16 protein-coding genes and 1 pseudogene are annotated in these 18,014 nt (G+C 70.0%); 9 read left to right on the top strand and 8 right to left on the bottom strand.

The features are described 5' to 3' along the window. Nucleotides 1-86: 86 nt before the first annotated feature. Nucleotides 87-977, bottom strand: a complete 891-nt coding sequence (locus SAM23877_RS01410; RefSeq protein ID WP_079029964.1) for an NAD(P)-dependent oxidoreductase — start codon at nt 975-977, stop codon at nt 87-89. 160 nt (nt 978-1,137) lie between these two features. Between SAM23877_RS01410 and SAM23877_RS01415 the strand changes: the two genes are divergently transcribed. Beyond that, entirely contained in the window at nt 1,138-1,470 is a 333-nt protein-coding gene (locus tag SAM23877_RS01415) for a winged helix-turn-helix transcriptional regulator (protein ID WP_053126084.1), read from the top strand. 276 nt (nt 1,471-1,746) lie between these two features. Here SAM23877_RS01415 and SAM23877_RS01420 read toward each other — a convergent pair whose 3' ends face one another. Beyond that, complete coding sequence (locus SAM23877_RS01420; RefSeq protein ID WP_053126085.1) at nt 1,747-2,631, bottom strand: NAD(P)-dependent oxidoreductase; 885 nt, start codon at nt 2,629-2,631, stop codon at nt 1,747-1,749. A 49-nt stretch (nt 2,632-2,680) separates the two neighbouring features. On the opposite strand from SAM23877_RS01420, the gene SAM23877_RS01425 reads away from it, so the two are divergent. The 4 genes from SAM23877_RS01425 to SAM23877_RS01440 all read left to right on the top strand — a co-directional run bounded on the left by SAM23877_RS01425 (nt 2,681) and on the right by SAM23877_RS01440 (nt 6,235). Beyond that, nucleotides 2,681-3,127 carry a MerR family transcriptional regulator gene (locus SAM23877_RS01425; RefSeq protein ID WP_053126087.1) on the top strand — a complete coding sequence of 149 codons (447 nt, stop codon included), beginning with the start codon at nt 2,681-2,683 and terminating at the stop codon, nt 3,125-3,127. A gap of 314 nt (nt 3,128-3,441) precedes the next feature. Further along, nucleotides 3,442-4,026, top strand: a complete 585-nt coding sequence (locus tag SAM23877_RS01430) for a TetR/AcrR family transcriptional regulator (protein ID WP_053126088.1) — start codon at nt 3,442-3,444, stop codon at nt 4,024-4,026. A gap of 78 nt (nt 4,027-4,104) precedes the next feature. Then, nucleotides 4,105-5,451, top strand: a complete 1,347-nt coding sequence (locus SAM23877_RS01435) for an MFS transporter (RefSeq protein ID WP_053126090.1) — start codon at nt 4,105-4,107, stop codon at nt 5,449-5,451. Between the two features lie 25 nt (nt 5,452-5,476). Next, nucleotides 5,477-6,235 carry an SDR family NAD(P)-dependent oxidoreductase gene (locus SAM23877_RS01440; protein WP_053126092.1) on the top strand — a complete coding sequence of 253 codons (759 nt, stop codon included), beginning with the start codon at nt 5,477-5,479 and terminating at the stop codon, nt 6,233-6,235. Between the two features lie 463 nt (nt 6,236-6,698). On the opposite strand, the gene SAM23877_RS01445 is transcribed toward SAM23877_RS01440, so the two are convergent. Both SAM23877_RS01445 and SAM23877_RS01450 read right to left on the bottom strand, forming a co-directional pair. Continuing rightward, the gene (locus tag SAM23877_RS01445; protein WP_053126093.1) at nt 6,699-7,634 is read right to left on the bottom strand and encodes a sigma-70 family RNA polymerase sigma factor; all 936 of its coding nucleotides are present in this window, start codon (nt 7,632-7,634) and stop codon (nt 6,699-6,701) included. Nucleotides 7,635-7,644: 10 nt separating this feature from the next. After that, nucleotides 7,645-8,835: an NAD(P)/FAD-dependent oxidoreductase gene (locus SAM23877_RS01450; protein WP_053126095.1), complete on the bottom strand. Its 1,191-nt coding sequence runs from the start codon at nt 8,833-8,835 to the stop codon at nt 7,645-7,647. 661 nt (nt 8,836-9,496) lie between these two features. Here SAM23877_RS01450 and SAM23877_RS01455 point away from each other — a divergent pair. Further along, complete coding sequence (locus SAM23877_RS01455; protein WP_053126097.1) at nt 9,497-12,376, top strand: eCIS core domain-containing protein; 2,880 nt, start codon at nt 9,497-9,499, stop codon at nt 12,374-12,376. Nucleotides 12,377-12,488: 112 nt separating this feature from the next. Further along, on the top strand, nt 12,489-12,854 hold the full coding sequence (locus SAM23877_RS01460; protein ID WP_053126099.1) for a hypothetical protein: 366 nt from the start codon (nt 12,489-12,491) through the stop codon (nt 12,852-12,854). Nucleotides 12,855-12,947: 93 nt separating this feature from the next. Here the strand turns inward: SAM23877_RS01460 and SAM23877_RS01465 are convergent, their stop codons facing one another. Both SAM23877_RS01465 and SAM23877_RS01470 read right to left on the bottom strand, forming a co-directional pair. Next, nucleotides 12,948-13,625, bottom strand: a complete 678-nt coding sequence (locus SAM23877_RS01465) for a response regulator transcription factor (protein ID WP_053126102.1) — start codon at nt 13,623-13,625, stop codon at nt 12,948-12,950. Then, nucleotides 13,626-14,807 carry a sensor histidine kinase gene (locus SAM23877_RS01470; RefSeq protein WP_053126104.1) on the bottom strand — a complete coding sequence of 394 codons (1,182 nt, stop codon included), beginning with the start codon at nt 14,805-14,807 and terminating at the stop codon, nt 13,626-13,628. A gap of 264 nt (nt 14,808-15,071) precedes the next feature. Here SAM23877_RS01470 and SAM23877_RS01475 point away from each other — a divergent pair, with 264 nt between their 5' ends. After that, nucleotides 15,072-16,538: an alpha/beta hydrolase gene (locus tag SAM23877_RS01475; protein ID WP_053126106.1), complete on the top strand. Its 1,467-nt coding sequence runs from the start codon at nt 15,072-15,074 to the stop codon at nt 16,536-16,538. Nucleotides 16,539-16,551: 13 nt separating this feature from the next. Beyond that, nucleotides 16,552-17,205, top strand: a complete 654-nt coding sequence (locus SAM23877_RS01480; RefSeq protein WP_053126108.1) for a hypothetical protein — start codon at nt 16,552-16,554, stop codon at nt 17,203-17,205. A gap of 92 nt (nt 17,206-17,297) precedes the next feature. On the opposite strand, the gene SAM23877_RS01485 is transcribed toward SAM23877_RS01480, so the two are convergent. Together SAM23877_RS01485 and SAM23877_RS41035 are read right to left on the bottom strand one after the other, a co-directional pair. After that, the gene (locus SAM23877_RS01485; RefSeq protein WP_053142026.1) at nt 17,298-17,552 is read right to left on the bottom strand and encodes an EF-hand domain-containing protein; all 255 of its coding nucleotides are present in this window, start codon (nt 17,550-17,552) and stop codon (nt 17,298-17,300) included. Nucleotides 17,553-17,866: 314 nt separating this feature from the next. Continuing rightward, nucleotides 17,867-17,977: pseudogene (locus SAM23877_RS41035) on the bottom strand (aldo/keto reductase); the annotation flags it as partial. Nucleotides 17,978-18,014 lie beyond the last annotated feature (37 nt).

Below are 18,014 nucleotides of genomic sequence, written 5' to 3' on the forward strand. Positions count from 1 at the left end.
GGCTGCCGCAGCCTGTCGCAGACGGCGTGACGGTGACCTGGACCATGGAGGGACGCGTGAGAACGCTCCTCGGGACAGCCGTCGCGTCACGCCTTCTGTGCCGGCTTTCTGAGTACTTCGGTCAGGGCCGAGATGCTGTGGTCACCGTGACCCGCCGCGGCCGCCCGCTCCACCAGGTCGTGCAGAGGAGCGAGCCAGGCCACGTCGACGTTCGTCTCCTTGGCCAGTTCCATGTCATGGGCGCTGCCCGCGAGGAAGAGGTTCACGGAGGAGGCGGCATCGGTGTAGTCACCGCTGTCGATTTCCGCGGCGTAGACCGGCAGCAGCGACTTGATCATGTCCAGCCACTTCTCGGCGAACCGCACCATGCCGCCCGCCTCCAGCCCACGAGCCTGCACGGCCGCCGCCCCCTGGAAGAAGCCGACGAGCGCGGGCAGCAGCGTGGCGCCCACGGCCATCTCGTACAGGGCGGCGAGGTCGGTCTCGTGTCCGAGATGGACGGTGTCGCCGCCCAGTACCTTCAGCGTTATCTCGTGCTCGTCGAACACCGTCCTGTCTCCGCTGTAGTACAACAGCGTGCCCGGCTCTCCCACGGCCTCCGGCACGTTCTTGACCGCTCCGGCCAGAAACCGGGCGCCACGGCCGGTCACCCAGTCAGCCATGGCGCGGGCGCCGGCGGGCGAACCGCTGTTCAACGTGACTAGGGCACGCCCGGACAGCGCAGCCGCAGCCGGCTCCAGGGCGGAGCGAGTGTCTTCGAAGGTGGTCAGGCACGTGATGATCAGCGGGCTCGCCTCGACGGCGGCCTCCACCGTTCGAGCATGCACGGCACCCTTGGCCACCAGCGGTGCGGCCTTGGCCGGCGTGCGGTTCCACACTGTTGTCGGGTGCCCGGCGTCGGCAAACGCTCCGGCCAGCGCCCGGCCCATCGACCCCAGCCCGACAACGGTCACGGGTGTAAGGGCATTTCTGGCCATGTGTCACTCCAGTCAACAGTCGGATGGTTGAGCAGTCATGCGATCGCCGGTCAGCGTGTCCGGCGCGCGGCTCCGAATTCCATTGTGGAAGCCCCACATACATTTGATCAAGTACCTACAATTCTGTTCGGTACCCACACTTTTGTCAGTAGGAGTGCTAATGACCAAGCGGACCTATATCTGCGGGCTCGACGCCGCCATCGCCGTCATGGGCGGCAAGTGGAAGGGATTAATCCTGTTTTCGCTCGGTGAGGAGGGGCCGCTGCGTTTCGGAGAGTTGAGGCGGGCGGTGCCCGGCATCAGCGAGAGGATTCTGATCCTTCAACTCCGGGAGATGGAGACCAGCGGCCTGGTGCACCGGAAGGTCTACCACCAGGTTCCGCCCAAGGTGGAGTACTCGCTCACCGACTTCGGCAACTCGCTCAACACGGCACTCGCGCCCCTCGGGGAGTGGGGCGAGGACCATATGGAGCGCATCGAGGCCATCCCCTGACCAGCCCTCCCTCCGGCGCATGACGCGCCGGAGGAGGCTCCCGGACCCTCTCGCGTTCGAGAATCGATCACCCACGAAACAGAAATGCGCGGCACCGAACGCATCACCGTCGCCTGAGACCTGAGAAACAACCACAGTCGCCCCTCGTGGCAATTGGCGCTGTCCGGCCCCGATATGGGGAGTCCGGCGAGGCGGCGGTGGTCGTGAGGATGTGGCGGTCCGGCGCAGACTCCCGTTTCTCTGCACTGTCCGGACCGATCCCGGGCTCGGGGTCGGTCAGTCTTTGCGGAGCTTGCCGAACTCCTCGATCAGCACGGGATACTGCTCTTTGCCGTGTCCGGCGGCGATCGCCCGGTCCGCCATGGTCTTGAGCAACTTCGGCAGTTCGGTGTTCACCCCCACTGCCTCGCTCTCCTCGATCAGGTGCTCCATCGCCCGTGCGTCGGTCTCCAACGCGGAGATCTCGGCGGGAAAGGAGCCGCTGTCGATCTGCTCGGCGTATCCAGGCAGCCAATCGGCCACAACGGTGGCGATCTGCCGCGCGAACGGAGCATACGTCGCGGCGTCGACGCCGGCCGTCCTGAGCATGGCCGTGCCCTGGAGCCAGGCGTTCAGGATGCTCCACATCATGGCCAGCCCCGCCACGTCGTACAGCGACGCAAGCCCAGGGTCCGCCCCCAGGTAGGTGACGGTGCCGAGCGCGCCGAGTGTCGACTCGTGCGCCGCGAAGTCCGCCTGCGGCCCGCTGTGCAGAATCACCGCATCGGCGGTGCCGATGGCCGACGGGATGGCCATGATGGCGCCGTCCAGGTAGCGGGTACCACGCTGCTCGGCCCATCGGGCGGCTTCCCTGGCCTGGGAGGAGCTTCCCGAGGTCAGGTTGATCAACATCGTGCCCTCCACCTCGACTTCGTTCGTGCCGAGCAGCTCGTACAGGGCCGGGTAGTCGGTGACGCAGATGATCGTCAGCGAGCCTGCCTTGAGCGCGTCGCCGATGGTCGGTGCCAGCCGTGCGCCCTGGGCCACCAGGTGGTCGGCTTTGGAGGAAGTGCGGTTCCACACGATGGTGGGATGCCCGGCTTTCAGAAACGCGCCGGCGAGTGCCTGGCCCATCAGGCCAAGTCCGATGACGGTCACGGGTGTCTCGGTGTTGTGGTTCATGACAGCATCGTCAACGTTGATACCGGTGTGAAGGTCAAGTGAGGTAGCGATGCGGATCGGGGAGCTGAGTCGTCGGACGGGAGTCCACACTCATCAGCTGCGTTACTACGAAGCCCAGGGGCTGTTGGAGGCGGACCGTGGCGCCAACGGATATCGCGAGTACGAGGAGAACGCCGTACTGCGGGTGAAGCAGATCCGGCACCTGCTCGGCGCCGGTCTGTCTTCCGAGGACATCGAGTACCTGCTGCCCTGTGCGCTCGGAGAGGCCCCGGAGCTGCTCGGATGTCCCGAGTTGCTGGCCGCGATGCGGTCACGGCTTCAGCGGCTGGACGATCAGATGGCCGCACTCGCCCAGTCTCGCGATGCTCTTGCCACCTACATCGACGCGGCCGAGCGGACGGGCCGCGAGAGCTACCCACCCTGCGACGAGGCGGACCTGGGCCCCGCCCCCGCCCAAGGAACCCCGGTGTCGTCCTTGGCCCAAGCGTCGCCTTGACCGTGCCCGCGAAAACACCGTGGCCAGGGCCGATGATCTGTCGCGTCAGGCAGCTGCACCGAAGCCGGGGCGACTGGCTCCTGCGGTGAGGGCCCGTGGGGGCCGTCGGGGGAACCGCCCGGTGAGCGCCGGCCGATGTACCGAGGCTCCTGCCATCGGAGCGCCGGTGCACCCTGAAGGCGCGCTGCGCACAGACGGCATCCCAGGCCGGACCCCGATTTGGCAGTGCCGCGCCCACGGATCCCTCCCTCGTAGGGCCGGCCACGGCGCATAGTTATTGACCGACCGGTCCAGATAAGGTTACGGTCTTCGACGTGGCCAGGACCAAGGAATTCGATCCGGACGCCGCGCTGCAGTCGGCCCTCGAGCTGTTCTGGCGGCGTGGCTACGAAGCGACGTCGATGGCGGATCTCGTCGAGCACCTCGGCATCGGCCGCGCCAGCATCTACGCGACCTTCGGCAACAAGCACGAGCTGTACCTGAAGGCCATGGACCGGTACACCGAGACGCGCGACCCGCTCCTCCTGGCCGAGCTGTCCCAGCCGGGTCCCGCACTGCCCGCGGTGCGGGCGATGGTGCGCCGCGCCGCCGTGGAAGCCGCCTCCCCGCCAGGGCGGCTGAACGGCTGCTTCGTCACCAACACCGCGGCCGAACTGGCCCCCCACGACCCTGCGGCGGCCCGCCGGGTCGAGATCAGCTGGGACCACGTCGAGACCCCGCTGCACTCCGCGCTCGTACGGGCCCAGGCCCAGGGCGAGCTTCCCGGGGACCGCGATCCGCGCGCGCTGGCCCGCATGCTGCTCGTCCTGCTGCAGGGCGTACGCGTCGTCGGCAAGGCGTCGAACGATCCCGCCCGGGTGCGGGACGCGGTCGAACAGGCGCTGGCCCTGCTGGACTGAACCACACTCTGCGAAGTCGTCGGGTTCGCTTCCGCGTGCCCGAATAATGAACCGATCGGTCAAATATTGGGGGGAAGCATGACCGCCACGGGCACCGACCGCGTCGCCGCCATGCAGCACCGACGCGCATTCGTCCTCCTCGGCAGCGTCCAGACCACGCTGATCTTCACACTCGCCGCGATCGCCGTGCCGCTGCCCCGCATCGCTCGCGAACTCGGCCTCGAGCGCGCCGACCTGATCCTGCTCAGCGCCGCCTACGGGCTGACCTTCGCCGGGCTCCTGCTCCTCGGCGGACGGCTCGCCGACCGCTACGGCGGGCGGCGTGCCCTCACCGCGGGCCTCGTCCTCTTCGCCGCCGCCTCGGCGGCCGCCCCGCTCGCCCCCGGCTTCGCAACCCTGCTCGCGGCGCGCTTCGCACAGGGCGCGGGTGCGGCCCTCGCCGCGCCGGCGGCCATGGCCGTGCTGCGCGCCGTCTCCCCCTCCCCCACCGCGTACGGCAGGGCGATGGCCACCTGGGGCGGGCTGTCGGTGCTCGGCGCGACTGCCGGCAACCTGCTCTCCGGCGTCATCTCGGCGCTGCTCTCGTGGCGTTGGACCTTCGCGGTACCGCTCGCGGTGGCGCTCGCAGCCCTCGCCCTCACGCCCCGGCTGCTGCCGGGCGCCGCTCCGGACCGGGGCAGGGCCCTCGACCTGCCGGGCGCTCTGCTCGCCACCGCCGGAATCACCCTGACCAGTTACGGGCTCGTCGTCACCGACTCCCGCCCCTGGTCGTCGGCCGGCGTGCTCGTGCCGCTGCTCGGCGGGATCGCGCTGCTGGCCTCGTTCTGGCACACCGAGCGCCGGGCGCGCGACCCTCTGCTGCCGCCCCGTTTCCTGCTCGACCGGCGGCGGGCCCTCGCCCTCGCGGCCATCGCGCTGAGTGCCTGCGGCACCGCGATGACCTTCGTGGTGCTCTCGCTCCACCTGCAACAGGCCCGCGGCTGGTCACCGTTGCAGACCTCGGCCGCCTTCGTGCCGTTCGCCGTCGCACTGATCGCCTCGGGCCGGGCGGCAGGACCGCTCATCGGCCGGTACGGGGCCGGAGCCGTCACGACCGCCGGGCTGGGCACGGGCGCGGCCGGGCTCGCCCTGCTCGCGTGCACCGGTCTCGACGCGCACCTCTGGTACACGTACGGACTGCTGCCGGGCCTGGTGCTGCTGCCGGCCGGCGCCGCGTCCGCCTTCGCGGGAGCCGCCGTGCTCGCCACCGAAGGCGTACCGCGGCAGCAGACCGGCCTCGCGGGTGGGGTGCTGAACACCGCGATGGAATGCGGCCCGACCGCCCTCTTCGCCGGCCTGCTCACGCTCGGCGGCGACGCCTCGTCCCTGGCCGCGACGGGGGCCGCCCTCGCCGTACTGGCCCTCCTGAACCACCGCACCCCGTAGTCCATCACTCAAGGGAGTCACCAGAATGAACCGCTTCACCGGCAAGACGGTCCTCGTCACCGGCGCGGGCTCCGGCCTCGGCCGCGCCATCGCGCTCGCTTTCGCCGCCGAGGGCGCGTCCGTGGTCGCCGCGGGTCGCACCGCGGCCTCCCTGGACGAGACGGTCGGTCTCATCGAGGCCACCGGCGGCACGGCCACCGCCGTCACCGCCGATGTCACCGACTCCGGCCGGCTCCAGAACCTCGTACGCGAGAGCGTCGACCGCTTCGGCGGACTGGACATCGCAGTCAACAACGCCGGGATACTCCGCGCCACCGTCCCCGTCGGCGAGGTGAGCGAGGAGGACTGGGACATGGTGCTGCGGACCAACGTCACCGGCGTCTGGTTGGCCATGAAGCACGAGATCGCCCACATGAAGGAGAACGGCGGCGGCGCCATCGTCAACGTCTCCTCCAACCTGGGCGCACACCTGCGGATCCCGAACGCCGCCGCGTACATCACCTCGAAGGCGGCGGTCTCCGCACTGACCCGCGCCGCCGCTCTCGACCACATCCACCAGGGCATCCGCATCAACGCGGTCAGCCCCGGCGCCTCCGCCGCTCCCATGTCGCTGCGGCCCGGCGAGACCGAGGCCGACCGGGCGGAGCGGGTGAAGACGGAAAACCCGCTCGGCCGGGTCGCGGAGGCCGACGAAGTGGCGGCCGCGGTGCTCTACCTCGCCTCACCCGCGGCCGGCGCGGTCGTCGGCACCGACCTGGTCATCGACAGCGGAGCATCGGCCTGACGGCTCGTAGGCCGGGGTGCCGACTCCCTCGGGCCGGGGGTGACGGCGGGGACGAGCGGGTCACGGTCGGGCGGGCGGCACGTTCGGGATGGCGTGGGTAAAGAACGCGCCGCCGAGTCCCTGGTAGGTCCGCTCGACGAGCGGCGCGGCAGTCGTACGCGGTGAGCGCGAGCGCGGTCACCGCGGCCCGGACGCTGTGGCGATGCCGGCCCACGTCGATGGCTTCCGGTGCTGCGGCCGCCGCAACCCGTACCGTGTCGGGCAGGGCATGGTAGACGGCGACCTGGTAGGCCACGATTCGGCGGGCCATCTGTTCAGCTTCGCTGACGCCGCTGGGCGTGAGCGGGAAGACAGCGGCCTCGGACACGGGTGCCTTCGGCCATCGTGCTGTTGTGCAACGCAGGGGCCGAAGGTGTGCGTCCTCGCTCCGACTCAGGTGACCGGATCTCGGTGCCTCCGGTCACTATGCGCTGTTGACCGGCGCTTCGGGTTCGTGCCGCCCCCAGGCGTCATCGAGGCGCGCGAGCCGGTCCGCGGCGGCGATGCCACGCAGGGACGCGACCTTGCCGTCGCTGATCTCGAACGTTACGGCGCCCACAACCCGATCCTCGATCACGGCGAGGACGGCTGGGGCGCCGTTGATCAGCGCGATGTGGATCGTGGGAGAGCCGCCTGCCAACCGTCGCTTCGCCGGAGTGAGCCTGAAGCCGGCCCGCACGAAGGAGGCGACGCGCTCACGCGTCTCGTACCGCAGCAGCCGCCTGGCCAGGCCGGCGCCGTCCGAGACAGCGGTCGCGTCGGCGGTGAGCATCGCCACCAGCCGTTCGGTGCGCCCCGACGTGGCGGCGGCGAGAAACTCCTCGACGATCCGGCGCGCGGACGCCGGGTCCACCTCGTCGCCGCCGCGGCGCTCGGCGACGATCCGGCGTCGGGCCCGGTGCACGTGCTGCTGGCTCGCGGACTCGGTGATATCGAGAATCCCGGCGATCTCGGCGTGGGGGTACAAGAAGGCCTCGCGCAGGACGTAAGCGGCCCGCTCGACCGGCGAGAGGCGCTCCATGAGGGTCAGCACGGCCAGGGACACCGATTCGCGCTGCTCGAAGGTATCGGCAGGGCCGAGCATGGGGTCGCCCTCCAGGAGCGGCTCGGGCAGCCAGTCGCCGACAGCGCGCTCATGACGAGCCTGGGCCGAGCGGAGCCGGTCGAGACAGAGATTGGTGACGACCTTGGTCAGCCACGCCTCCGGCACCTCGATACGCTCCCGGTCCGAGGCCTGCCAGCGCAGGAAAGCGTCCTGCACGGCGTCCTCGGCGTCGGCCGCCGAGCCGAGCAGACGGTACGCGAGCGAAGCCAGCCGGTCCCGGCTGGCCTCGAACCGATCGATGGCTGCGCTGTCCATGCCGAGCAGCCTATGCGGCGGCCCTCACACCGGCCTGGTCAGGCTCGGTGACCAGGCGTCGCCTGCGCTTCGGCATGCCGAACGTGGGGTGGGCGATGCCCCACCCGGCCGCCCTGAGCACACCCGACTTGAGCCGCGCGGCGGTCCGGCCACCCAGGTACCAGGACTTCGGCCGGACGTCCCCGTCCACCATCTGGAAGATCGCGTCCTGCCGCCCGAGGCTGATGTGGTTGCCGTGGTACTTCAGTCCGGTGGTCGGGACCTCGCCGCCCGTCAGGCGCGCGATGATCGCGCCGGTCGCCTGCATGTTGGTGAAGCCGGCCGAGGCGCAGGACATCGGCAGCGGCCGGCCGCTCTCGCCGATCGCGTAGGCGCAGTCACCGGCGGCGTAGACGTTCGGGTGGGAGACCGAGCGCATGGTGCGGTCGACGACGATCTGGCCGGTCTCGGCGACCTCCAGGCCGCTGGCGGCCGCAATGGGGTGCACGGCGAACCCGGCCGACCACACGGTCACGTCGGCCGGGATGGACGTAGCGTCGGCGGCGATCGCCCGTGTCGGCTCGACGGCTTCGATGCCGGTGTGCTCGTGGACGGTGATGCCGAGCCGATCGAAGGCTTGGCGTAGATGGCGGCGGGCCTTCGGAGAGAGCCAAGCGCCCAGCTCGCCGCGGGCGGCTAGGGCGACCGAGACGTCGGGCCGGGACTCGGCGAACTCGGTGGCGGTCTCGATGCCGGTGAGCCCCTCACCGACGACCAGCACGGTGCCGCCCGCGCCCAAGCCGGCCAGGCGCTCACGCAGACGCAGCGCCGAGGACCAGCCGGTCACATCGAAGGCGTACTCGGCCACGCCGGGGACGCCATGGTGGGCTACGGAGCTGCCGAGCGTGTAGAGAAGCGTGTCGTACGCGAGCTCGCCGTCGCCCTCCTCCCCTGCCACGGTGACGGTCCTGCTCTGAGGGTCGACGCCGGTGACGCGCGCCAAGCGCAGCCGCACACCGGTGCCGGCGAATACGTCGGCAAGCTTGCGGAAGGTGAGGTCCTGGCCGATCGCCAGCTGGTGGAGCCGCATCCGCTCAACGAAGTCGGGCACGGCGTTGACGACGGTGATCTCGATGTCGGCGGGGGAAAGCCGACGGGCCAGGTTTCCGGCGGCGAAGGCCCCGGCGTATCCGGCGCCGAGTACGACGATGCGGTGCTTCATGGCGATGCTCCTGTCTCGTTCGCGTGTCCCTTGAACGAGACGACGCCCCGATTGCTGACAAGAGCCGGGCGTGACGTGGGTCACTAAACCGGGTCGAGCGGCTGCGCCGCCGACAGGTGCTTGGGCCTGTCTGATGCGTGGAGTCGATCTTAATCAGCCAGTCGATGTCGCCGGCCACGTCGGCATGAGCCCGGATCTACTGCAAGGCTTGGGTGAACCCCGCGTGGTTGGTGCCAGGAGCTGGGCAACGGACGTCAAGCCGGTGAAGCAGGCCCGGACCAACTGCGCGGCAGTGCTGGTGATGGTGGCAGGGCTGCTCCTCCTCGGCGGCTGACCGTTCACCGCGGCCGGTGCGGTGGGGGCCGTGGGTTGCCGCACTCCCGGGCCACCGCCTCGGCCGACCGCTCCCGGGAGCCGGACGGCTGCCGCCGTGGCGGGTGTCCGGCAGGCGAGGCGTCGTGCCGATCCGGGCGTCGCGGGCGCCGGCGCCCCTCCCGCGCGCGTACCGACCGGACGGTGCCGGCCACCGCTCGGCGCCTCCGGGGTTCATGAGGGCAACGGTCTTTGCCCGGGATCGTGCACGGCGGACCCTCGTGCCGGCGCGACACGGGCGCAAGGGTGAAGGAAACCCTGACCCCCCACACACGCGGAGGCGAACCAGATGCGGTCGCGGTCGGAGCAGTCGGACGGGGAAACGCTCGGCGCTCGGCAGAAGGCCTCCGCCCCGGCCCCCGCACCCCGTCCGCTCACCTCCGCGGAAGTGACCTCGCTCCAGCGCCTGGCGGATCCCGGCGTCGTCGCCCGTGACGCCGGGCCGGACCAGCATGTCCACGGCTCCGGCTGCGGTCACGACGGTGCCGAGGCCGTCGACCCCGCCACCCAGAGCGCGCTGCTGGCGTCCGCCATCTCCTCGCCGAGCCAGCCGCTGCCCGGTGCGCTGCGCGCCGAGGCGGACTCCTTCTACCGCAACGACTTCTCCAGCGCCCGTATCCACGACAACCACGTGGCGCAGCGCGCGACCGAGGCTCTGGGCGCACAGGCGATGACGGTGGGGGCGCATGTCTTCCTGGGGCCGGGCATGGCCGGCAACAAGGAGGTCATGGGTCACGAACTGGGCCACGTCGACAAGAACCTGAGGGGCATCCGGGAGACCGGCAACGACAACGGTGCCGGCGTCAGCGTGACCGACCCCGGACAGGACTCCGAGCGGACGGCGAAGGCCGACGGCGCGGCGTTCGCGGCGGGTGCCCGCACGGCTCCGTCGGCCGGCGCAGGTCCCCTCGAAACCACACCGGCCGGGGCGGTCCAGCGATCGGCCGACGGGGCCGCCATAGCTCGGACGCGCTTGCTGCAGGGCACGGCAGGCAACAACGCCGTCGCACGCCTTCTCGGTCCGGGTACGGCTCCCGTACAGCGCGCGGGCAAGGGCGACAAGAAGAAGACTCCCCGGCAGACGGCGAAGGAGATCGACGAGGCCGTCAAGGACAAGTGGGACAAGGCCTACGGCGGCGGACGGCACGGCCAGGGACCCGACCAGGTCCGGCGACGGTACGCGCGTTCCATGGAGGACGACGCGACCTCCCAGACCCTGTCTCACCAGGCCTTCCTGGTATACGACGCCATCGCGGGGGTCCAGGAGGAGCAGGGCGCCCGGGACGACCGGGAGCGCGAGGTCCAGGGCATGCTGATCAACAACCGGCTGCTCTTCGCCTCGAACTACAACGAGTCGATGGATGCGCTCAAGGGCTTCACGACCAACGGCACCGAAGACGGCTACGCGAATATGGTGGCCACGCACCAGAGCACGGCCGGCCGGGAGCGCGGGATGGCGGGACCGGACGCCCAGGAGTACTCGGACCGGGTGAACCGGGCCGACCTCAAGACTCAAGCGGTCATGGCGGGGCAGCGAGGCGGAGAGGACGACGCCACGGCCGAAGCGCTGCGCAAGCGCCACGGCAAGCCCGTGGCCCTCGTGGACGTCAGTCATCCGCAGCTGCACACGCTGCTCACCAGTGAGCAGTTCGAGGGCTCGGTCTTCCTGCTCACCTTCAAGGAGGAGAAGGGGCTGCTGCACGCCGAACAGAAGCTGCTGCTGGCCCTGCGCCGGTCCGGGATCAAACCCAAGGAAGTCCGCGGCGAACACGCCATCATGGGCCGGTACCGAGGCTGCCTCTGCTGCACCGCGGCCCTGGCGTACTACCGGAACAAGGCCGGCTTCGGGAACCTCGACTTCGACCCGAACCCCGGCTTCTACTACTGGGAATCGCTCGAGAACCTCTACCGGCACCAGGCGCACGTCGTCAGCGACCCCGATTTCAAGGACTACATGCTGCACCTGGCGTCGCAGATGCCGGCCACGCCCGCCCTGTCGCGCATGCAGCCGCCCCCGGACGCCTACGACAACAACGGCCCGGAGAGCGTCGTGGACGCCGGGCTCGCCGCACGGCGGAACTACCGGACCCCGTCGCTCAGCGACATCGAGATGGACCACGACGAGAGTGGTCAACCGGTCTTCTCCTCCCACAACCGTAAGCAGGACATCGCGGGGACCGAGGCGGGCACCGCCCGTGTCGGCCGGGGGTCGGATCAGATCAAGTCGAGGCTGCGCGCCGATCGGATCATCACCGACCCCGAACACCGGCGGCAGATCCAGAACACCTGGCTCAGCGGAACGTCGGAGGAGAAGAAGACCCTCTTCAAGTACTGGGAGGAAACGGCGAGAGCAAGCCGTCCGGAGCTTGCCGAGATCATCAGCGAGGTGGACGGCGAACGGTCCATGGAGGGCATCAAGTCCGCCATCTACCGGTACGTGAAGGACCGGACCGGCCATGAGGCCCGCGACGGCCGTGAGGCCGGAGCGCCCGTCACCCGCAGGCCGGACAAGGGCAAGTACGCCGAGAAGAAGCCGGACTCGGGCAAGAAGAAGTCGTCCAAGCCCAGCCGCAAGTCGATGAACAAGGATTCCTCCGGCTGGGCCACGATCAAGTCGGTGATGGCGGCCGACGACGACTTCTACTCCGAGTGGCGCCGCAGGGAGAAGGGCAAGGAGAAGTCGCACATCGAGCCCAGGAGCATGCCCGACGCCCTGGCCCAGACGGTGGCCGCACTCAGCAACGAGTACACCGTGTCGTCGATGGCGCGGATGCTGCACATGGCAGAACGGTCCCTCACCCGTCTCGTCAACACTGTGGAAGCGGCCAACGTGCCGGACGGCCAGGCATCCGGGCCGACGTACGACGAGGACGTGCCGATGTCCGGGACGGGCAGCGGCGACGGCGACGCTCCGGGGGCCGGCTACCCCAGGACCCCGTCCGCCACGGGCAGTGCCTACACCTACGCGATCGCGGACGTGGGAACGTCCACCGGAACCGCCCAGTACCGCGACTTCCCGGGCTACACCCGGCAGGTCGACCGCATCGGGCAGGTGACCTACGTCGACGACGAAACCGGCTCCGTCAGCATCTGGGACGAGACCACCCAGCGCATGGTCGTGATCAGGGAACCAGTCCAGGACAGCGGCATGGACTGGAGCTACTCCTGAGCAGTCCTGTTGAATCAGTCGGTCATTGGTCCGGGTGTGCCGTTGTCAGACGCGCGGTGGGTAGCTGGTCCTGACAGCGCCAGCTGATCATCGCCGCGGCTAGGGTGCGGACATGGCTGTCATGGAGGTCCGCAACGATTCCCGAGGGTGGCTCGTCATGTGGCTGGAGCCGCTTGGTGAGGATCGATGGCTCAGGCCGGACGAGACGTTCCGGGTCCGATCCGACTACCACGGCGATGAGCTGGCCTTCTCCCTGACCTTCTGGGTGGATGACGACGACCGGTCGGCGGGGATCGAGAACGTCGCCGTCTGGATCGAGAAGGGTGACTGCTACGCGGAAGTCACCGACAGGGCGGGCAACCTTGTCGAGTGCGGGCACCAGAGGCCTGACGAGGTCAACAGACGGTGGCAGGCCGCGCTCGCGGACGCGCACAGGCGTACGGCGGAGCGGAAGGCCGGAGGGGAGGCAGTCGGATGATCGCGGCACCGCGCCGCACCTCGGCCGCGTCGGCCCCTCCGCCCGGCCGACGCTGTGCCGGCAGGACATCGCTCAGCCCCGGGTGGAGGTTGGTCATTCTTCCGCGTCGCGGACCAGGAGGGCGATTTGCACCCGGTTCTCGACCTCCAGCTTGGCGAACAGGCTGCCTGTGTGCGCCTTGACGGTCGCGACGCTGATGCGCAGCCGCTGAGCGATCTCCGGGTTGCCCAGTCCGTCCGCGATGGCCCGAGCGGTCTCGCGTTCTCGTTCGGTCAACGCGGAAAGCCGTTTCCGTGCGGCCTCGCGGGAGGAGCCGCGAGCGTGAGCGGACTGCGGTCCGGTGGCTGCGGCGATCACCCGTGCCGTGGCTGCCGGAGACAGCGCGGGGACGCCGTCCGCGACGGCCCGCACCGCGTCGAGGATCTGCGCCGGCCGGGTGTCCTTGAGGACGAACCCGAGGGCTCCGGCGCGCAGTGCGCCGAGCACCAGATCGTCGGAGTCGAAGGTGGTCAGCATGAGCACCCGCGGCGGCGCCGGCCGGGTGAGGAGTTCCCGGGCCGCACTGAGACCGTCACGGCCGGGCATACGCACGTCCATCAGTACGACGTCCGGCCGCTGCTCGTCCACCACGGTGATCGCGGCGTCTCCGTCGGCCGCCTCCCCGACGACGGTCAGGTCCGGTTCGCCGTCGATGACGAGCCGCAGCGCCATGCGTACCAGCTGTTCGTCGTCGACGATGACGACACGCACCGGCTTCCGCTCGCTGTCCACTCAGGTCCTCTTCTCGTGGGTGGGGTCCGGCCAGGGCAGTTGTGCGGTGAGGAGGTATCCGTCGTCGGGGGTGGGGTGGTGACTGAGTTCGCCGCCGGCGAGGTCGATCCGTTCGGTGAGGCCGAGCAGGCCGAATCCCGAAGCCGGTGGCTGTGCGTTCCTCGCGGCCGCCGGGGAGTTGCGGACGCTGACGTTGAGTTTGTCTCCTGCTCTCCCTTCGAGGGTGATGTGTACGTGTGCGCCTGGGGCGTGTTTGGCGGCGTTGGTGAGTCCTTCCTGGACGATCCGGTAGCAGGTTCGTCCGGCGACGTCGGGTGGTTCTCCCGCCACGGTTGTGGTGAACGTGACGTCCAGTCCGGAGGCGCGGGCGTCGGCTGCCAGTTCGGGGATGCGGTCGAGGGAGGGCTGGGGTGGTTCCAGGCGGCCCGGATCGGCCCGGAGCACTCCGAGGACGTCCCGTAGCTCTTCCAGGGCTTGGTGGGAGCCGTCGGCGATGCCGCGGACCAGCACGCGGTTCTCCTCTGCGGTGAGGTCGCTGCGGTGGTTCAGCACTCCGGCCTGCATGGCGACCAGGGAGATCCGGTGCGCGAGCACGTCGTGCATCTCGCGGGCGATCCGGTTGCGTTCCAGGGCCCGTGCCTGCGCCGCTCGGGCCGTCTGTTCCCGTTCCGCGCTCTCCGCCCGCTCCCGCAGGGAGCGCACTTCGGCACGCCGCGCGCCGATGGCCATGCCCACGGCCGTCGCGATGCCCGCGGTCAGTGCCGGGAACGCGAGCTGGAACCACAACGAGCCGGGCGGGCTCTGGACCGGGTAGAGCCCGACAGCGAACTGCGACGCGGTCACGTAGGCCAGCCCGACGACCCCGATCTCCACCGGACGGCGGCGGATGGAGACCGAGGCCAGCGCCAGAAGCGCAGCGCCGGTGGCGAGTGCCGACGCGGGTGAGGCGACCGCGACCGTCGTGGCGACGGTGAGCGGGAACCGCCGTCGCCACACGAGCGCCGTCAGGCAGCAGAGTGCCACCAGTGGATCACCGATGAGGTACCAGGAGCCCGTTTTGGCCCCCTGCTCGTGCAGCAGCACGCCGATGGAGAGCCAGGTCGATGTGCCCACTGCCGCGGCTGCCGCCAGCCGCCAGGTCTGCTGCCACCCCCCGAGCGGTGGCACGACGTCCGTATTCACCTGGCCATTGTCGCGAAACCGTGGGGCCGGTGAGTCAGACCGAGGGCTGATGTGTCCTTCGACCAGAGTCGAATCGCCGTCTCGACCCTGGGCGAAGGCGATAGGAGCCGCCGGACCGATGTGCCGGCGGCACCGCGCGGACAGACTCGTCGAGGCGGTCGGGATGGTGATCACAGCCCTGTCCGCCCCGGCGCTGAGCCGCGGCGGCCCGTCCCGAGCAGTCCGGTTGCGGCGCCCCCCGTGCACCCTTGAGGAGGACATCAGATGCACCGAACCTTGTCCCTCGCCATCGCCGCGACCGCGGTGGCGGTGACCGCGATTCCAGGTGGGCCGGTGGCGGCGACGCCGGACTCCGTGCAGTGGGGCCCGTGCTCGGAGAGGGCCACCCCGCAGAAGGCCGCGTTACCCCCTCTGGAGTGTTCGACGCTCAAGGTCCCGCTGGACTACCGGGATCCGGACGGCCGGCAGATCGAGATCGCTATCTCCCGGCTCGCGAGCAAGGTACCTTCACAGCGCCGCGGCGTACTGCTGACCAGTCCGGGCGGCCCGGGTATCACGGGACTGGGCTACCCGGCCGTTCTCGCCGGCTCAGGGCTGCCGCAGGAGGTGCTGGACTCCTACGACCTGATCGGCTTCGACCCGCGTGGCGTCGGCCGCAGCACACCGGTGACCTGCGATCTGACGCCGGAACAGCAGGCGCGCGGCAACGTCCCACCGTACGCGCACACCGCGGCTGATGTGGCGCGCGAGGCGCCGAACGCGCGGGCCGTCGCCGAGCAGTGCGCCACCTCACGGACGGCGTGGATGCTGCCGCACACCACCACCGCGAACACCGCGCGCGACATGGACCGGATCCGGGCGGCGCTGGGTGAGCCGCGGCTCTCGTACCTCGGTGCTTCCTACGGAAGCTACCTCGGCGCGGTGTACACGACGATGTTCCCGAAGCGCAGCGACCGCATTGTGCTCGACAGCAACCTGGGCCCCGGTGGCTACGATGTCACGGCCATGCGGTTGCTGGCCCGTGGAATGGAGGACCGGTTCCCGGACTTCGCGGCGTTCGCGGCCGCGCGTCCCGAGTACGGTCTGGGCGCCACGCCGGAGCGGGTGAAGGCGAAGTTCTTCGACCTCGCGGAGCGGCTGGAGACGGAACCGGTCCAGGGTTTCGACGCGACGTGGTTCCGCGGGGTCACGTTCGACCGTCTCTACAGCGATGCGGACATGCCCCTGGTGGCCAGGGTCTGGCAGGCCCTCGACGCGGGCCAGGCGCCGCCGGCGACCCCGGCGTTTCCAAACATGGAGAACTTCATGGCCGCCCGCTTCTCGGTGATATGCGGTGACAACCGCTGGCCCCAGACGGTCCGGCAGTATCAGCGCAACGTCGCGGTCGACCGGCTCAAGTACCCCATGCTGGGCGGGGCCACGGCCGGCATCGGACCGTGCGCCTTCTGGCCGGACGAGCGGGTCGAGCCGCCGGTGCGCATCGGTCATCGGGGCCCGTCGAACGTGCTCATGGTGCAGAACGAGCGTGACCCGGGGACACCGCTGGCCGGCGCCCAGAAGCTGCGGCGGGCGTTCGGGAAGCGAGCCACGCTGGTGACGGCCGACCAGGGCGGACACGGTGTCTATCCGTTCGGGCCCAGCGCGTGCGCGAACGACGCGGCGACCGCGTTCCTGACCACTGGCCGGCGCCCGTCCCAGGACCTCGCCTGCGCAGCGGAACCCAGCAAGTAACAGGAGTAGAGGCATGCTCAAGGAGTGGCGGCATCGTCGGGCTGTGCAACGGGTCAAGCCCGGGGACGGGCGACCGTTGAAGCGCTTCCGCTGGTGGCAGATGCTCACCCGCGCACTGTTCCGTCTTCGGCTGGTGAACCAAGACGGCCGACACACGGTCTACGCCATCGACGTCAGGCATCAGAATCAGTCGAAGGGGCACGTCAGGGCCCACCTGTACCTCGATGGCAGGCATCACGCCGAGTCCAAAGTCCCCGCCGTCTTCCCCGTCCGGGGCGGCACCGTCGAGGTGAGAACCAGCACCTTCGGTCTCAAACGCTGCCACTACGTCACCACCGAGGGAACCGAGCACCAGCTCGTCCCGGACCCCGCCTCCGCCGAAGGCCGCCGCGCCCACCTCGACCGCGCACACCCCGCACTGAGCCGCTGGATCGGCGTCCTCTCCTCGATCGTGCTCGTCACCGGTCTGGTTCTTCTGATCCTTCAGCTCGCCGAACAGGTCACCCGGGCACCGGAGGGCGTCGCCCAATACGTCGGGACCTTCACCTCGCCCCTTGACCTATCGGCATGGGGCAACGTGGTGGTCGGGCTCGCTACTGTGGCAGCCAGCACGGAGCGGGCGCTGCGGCTGCGCTACAACTGGCTGCTCGACGGCGGAGCGGGCTGACCCGCTTCTTTGCCAGGACAACCGAGCCGGATGGACGATCAAGCCCTCAGCGGCCGATCCGGCCACCGCGCTCAGCAGCCTTTCGGCGCGGATCAGCTCCAGCCGAACCGGCGGTCCACCACCGCCGTGAACTCCTCGAAGGTGAGTGCCGCGTCGCCGTTCTGGTCGGCGGCGTCGAACAGAGCGGAGGACGCGTCGGCGTCCTGTACCCCCCAGGACGGGATGACGCCCATGGCGGCCAGCGACGGTCCCTTCCTCCGCAGGGCGACGATCACCTCTTCACGGATCAGCAGCCCGTCGCCGTCCAGGTCGAGAGCCTCGAAGAGGCTCCGGGCCTTGTCACTCATCACGTGCCCCCGTTGGTCTGTGGCCGGCGGGCAAGCCATCCCGCTCAGGTGGAAGGACGCAAGCCGAATGGTTCGGGTTCCCCCGCCCTTCACCAGCAGCCCACCTGACCGCCCGCGGCCAGGGGTCCGCCTGGGAGCTGAGGTTCACGACGGAAAGCAGTCGTGAACAAGTCCGGCGGACACGCTCCCGCGGGCGTGTCGAGCGCATCGTCCAGGCACGCCTGCCCGGTCGCCGGCGCCGCCGATCCAGTGGGAATCCAGCGACTTCGTACGGCGCCGGCCCGCGTGGACGCCCACGTGGGTGGCGCCGACGGTCAGCGGTCGATGCTGGCCATGTTGGCCTCCTCGTGGCGTTCGCCGGCGGCGGGTGTGAGGTTGTTCAGCCGCTCCAGCTGGGCCGGGGTGAGTTCGATGCCGTCGGCGGCGACGATCCGCAGCTCACCGAACTGATCGGCGAGCTGT

It is taken from the genome of Streptomyces ambofaciens ATCC 23877 (assembly GCF_001267885.1).
GTDB classification, from domain to species: domain Bacteria; phylum Actinomycetota; class Actinomycetes; order Streptomycetales; family Streptomycetaceae; genus Streptomyces; species Streptomyces ambofaciens.

What these genes read in the sequence shown, in the direction of transcription:
- SAM23877_RS01450 (WP_053126095.1), bottom strand. Translation starts at nt 8,835, where the DNA reads ATGAAGCACCGCATCGTCGTACTCGGCGCCGGATACGCCGGGGCCTTC.
- SAM23877_RS01440 (WP_053126092.1), top strand. Translation starts at nt 5,477, where the DNA reads ATGAACCGCTTCACCGGCAAGACGGTCCTCGTCACCGGCGCGGGCTCC.
- SAM23877_RS01455 (WP_053126097.1), top strand. Translation starts at nt 9,497, where the DNA reads ATGCGGTCGCGGTCGGAGCAGTCGGACGGGGAAACGCTCGGCGCTCGG.
- SAM23877_RS01410 (WP_079029964.1), bottom strand. Translation starts at nt 977, where the DNA reads ATGGCCAGAAATGCCCTTACACCCGTGACCGTTGTCGGGCTGGGGTCG.
- SAM23877_RS01460 (WP_053126099.1), top strand. Translation starts at nt 12,489, where the DNA reads ATGGCTGTCATGGAGGTCCGCAACGATTCCCGAGGGTGGCTCGTCATG.
- SAM23877_RS01425 (WP_053126087.1), top strand. Translation starts at nt 2,681, where the DNA reads ATGCGGATCGGGGAGCTGAGTCGTCGGACGGGAGTCCACACTCATCAG.
- SAM23877_RS01435 (WP_053126090.1), top strand. Translation starts at nt 4,105, where the DNA reads ATGACCGCCACGGGCACCGACCGCGTCGCCGCCATGCAGCACCGACGC.
- SAM23877_RS01485 (WP_053142026.1), bottom strand. Translation starts at nt 17,552, where the DNA reads ATGAGTGACAAGGCCCGGAGCCTCTTCGAGGCTCTCGACCTGGACGGC.
- SAM23877_RS01415 (WP_053126084.1), top strand. Translation starts at nt 1,138, where the DNA reads ATGACCAAGCGGACCTATATCTGCGGGCTCGACGCCGCCATCGCCGTC.
- SAM23877_RS01480 (WP_053126108.1), top strand. Translation starts at nt 16,552, where the DNA reads ATGCTCAAGGAGTGGCGGCATCGTCGGGCTGTGCAACGGGTCAAGCCC.
- SAM23877_RS01475 (WP_053126106.1), top strand. Translation starts at nt 15,072, where the DNA reads ATGCACCGAACCTTGTCCCTCGCCATCGCCGCGACCGCGGTGGCGGTG.
- SAM23877_RS01445 (WP_053126093.1), bottom strand. Translation starts at nt 7,634, where the DNA reads ATGGACAGCGCAGCCATCGATCGGTTCGAGGCCAGCCGGGACCGGCTG.
- SAM23877_RS01420 (WP_053126085.1), bottom strand. Translation starts at nt 2,631, where the DNA reads ATGAACCACAACACCGAGACACCCGTGACCGTCATCGGACTTGGCCTG.